Source organism: Nocardia seriolae NBRC 15557, assembly GCF_007990715.1.
Taxonomy (GTDB): domain Bacteria; phylum Actinomycetota; class Actinomycetes; order Mycobacteriales; family Mycobacteriaceae; genus Nocardia; species Nocardia seriolae.
On sequence record NZ_BJWY01000254.1, the window covers coordinates 1 to 1,812 of the forward strand.

At 61.6% G+C, this 1,812-nt stretch carries 1 protein-coding gene; it reads right to left on the minus strand.

What is annotated here, in order from left to right; genetic code table 11:
* The coding region (locus NS2_RS36625; RefSeq protein ID WP_491844354.1) for a nucleotidyltransferase family protein at nucleotides 1-1,812 on the minus strand (1,812 nt) is incomplete at both ends.

The window sequence follows — 1,812 nt, forward strand, 5'->3', positions numbered from 1 at the left end:
AGGGGAGTCGCATGACCTCATGCCCGTGATCGTTCATGAACTGCGGATCGAGATGGGTCATGGCGGTGGCGAGACTGTGTCCGTCTCGGCCGACGAAGACCACCTTCAGGTTCGGGTTCTCAGCAACCTGTGCCTTCAAACTGGTCAACATGTCATCGGCAACCTTGACGATGAACGGGGCGATGTGGTCGTGGGATGCCTGGTATATATCCGCGAGCGCTTGCCGCTGCTCCGGATCGGTGATCTCCAGCCACTTGCTCAGGCTTTCGACAGCCGCTGCACCGTCGGGTTGTTCGATAACGGGTAGCTCATCGGCGAGTTGAGCGAAGGCCTCGTCGACATAACGGTCGACCTTTGCAGGTGTATCTCCCTTTGCCTGGTGATCCCCGACGGCGGGGTGGGGTTTCCCTTCATCCCGCGCATGCGGGGAGATGTTCCGCTGTGCGGGACCTTCTCCGGCCGGATGGGTTTCGAGGTCCTTGACCGGGACGACGTGTCCACGGTCGTTCAGGGGACCACCGCGCGGATATTCACCGGGCGGGAGGTCGAGGACGCCTTCATTCGTGAAGAACCGGACTTGGCCGTCGCGGCTCACCACGGCTTCGATGTGCGAGGACTTCTTGTTATCGACGTCCGTTCGCATGCTGTCGGTGTTGAATCCGAGTCTGCGTTCGTGCTCGGAAGGCGGTCCTGGGAGCCGATCTTCAGGATGCGTGTGCAGGATGAATCGGTACCCGGCGAGATCCTCGGGGATCTTGCTCGTGGTCCGCTTCCCGCGGAACAGACGAAGGTCGCCGTCCTTGTTCTGGACGATTCCGTGCTCGTAACCCGAGAACTTTTGCAGCTCGGTGAGATGATCAGCGTTCACCTCACCCGGCCGGAGCGGAATGTGCTCGGCTTCGGCGAGTGCGTTCACCAAATGTTTTGCCTTCGGCGAGAGTTCGTCGAAGGAGATCTGCCCGCCTTCCATCCGGGAGTTGGCCTTGTAGTGGTTGGCCATCTCCCGGGTGTCTTCGCCGGGCGCGGCGGTGTCCTGGTGCGGGGTTTCAGATCCGGAGTTGCTGGTCGTGGGGGATTCTTCGACTGGAGCGGTTGTGACGCTGTCGATTTCGGGTGCACGGTTGTCGTGCCCGACCGGCTGTTCGGCCTGAGTGCTCGTCACCTGCTGCGGATGCTCCGATACCGGTGCGGTTTCGGGTTCTTCGGTCCGAGTGTCGGGCTCGTCGTCGACCCTGTCGATCGGTTCGACCGGCACGGCTTCGTCAATGGGTGCGCTGGTGTCGGACGTCGGCTCGATCGTCGGTTCGGGATTCTCGTCCAAGAGTTTTGCGGACGGCTCTTGTGGCGCGGGATCCGGGGACGGCTCATCCTCGATGCGATCCGGTTCGCGTTCAGGCAGATGGTCTTCCGGATGCGCGGGGGAGGAACGCTCGGGCTCGGCATCGAGTTCCAGCTTGTTGAGTTCGAAGTCCGGCTCGTGCGGCCGACGGCCCTTTTCGCCGCCGAGCTCCTCGGGAAGCCCTTTCTTGGTTGCGTCCCAGAACTGTTCATTATAGCGCCGCTGCACTTCCGCACGCAGCGCCTTCTCCTCCGACGACAGCGGCCGGTCTTCTTGTTTTGCGAGAGCTTTCAGGTCACGCTGCATCTCGAACATGGCATGCTCATGAGTCGCGATCGCGTCGACGTGACTCAAATGCACACGGAGCTCGGCGATATGACCATTGGGCATCCGGACCTTCATTTGCAGGTCGCGATAGCCCGAGGGTTCGGGGTGCGTGAATCGGTCCTCGAACGAGACGACTTCGATCCCAA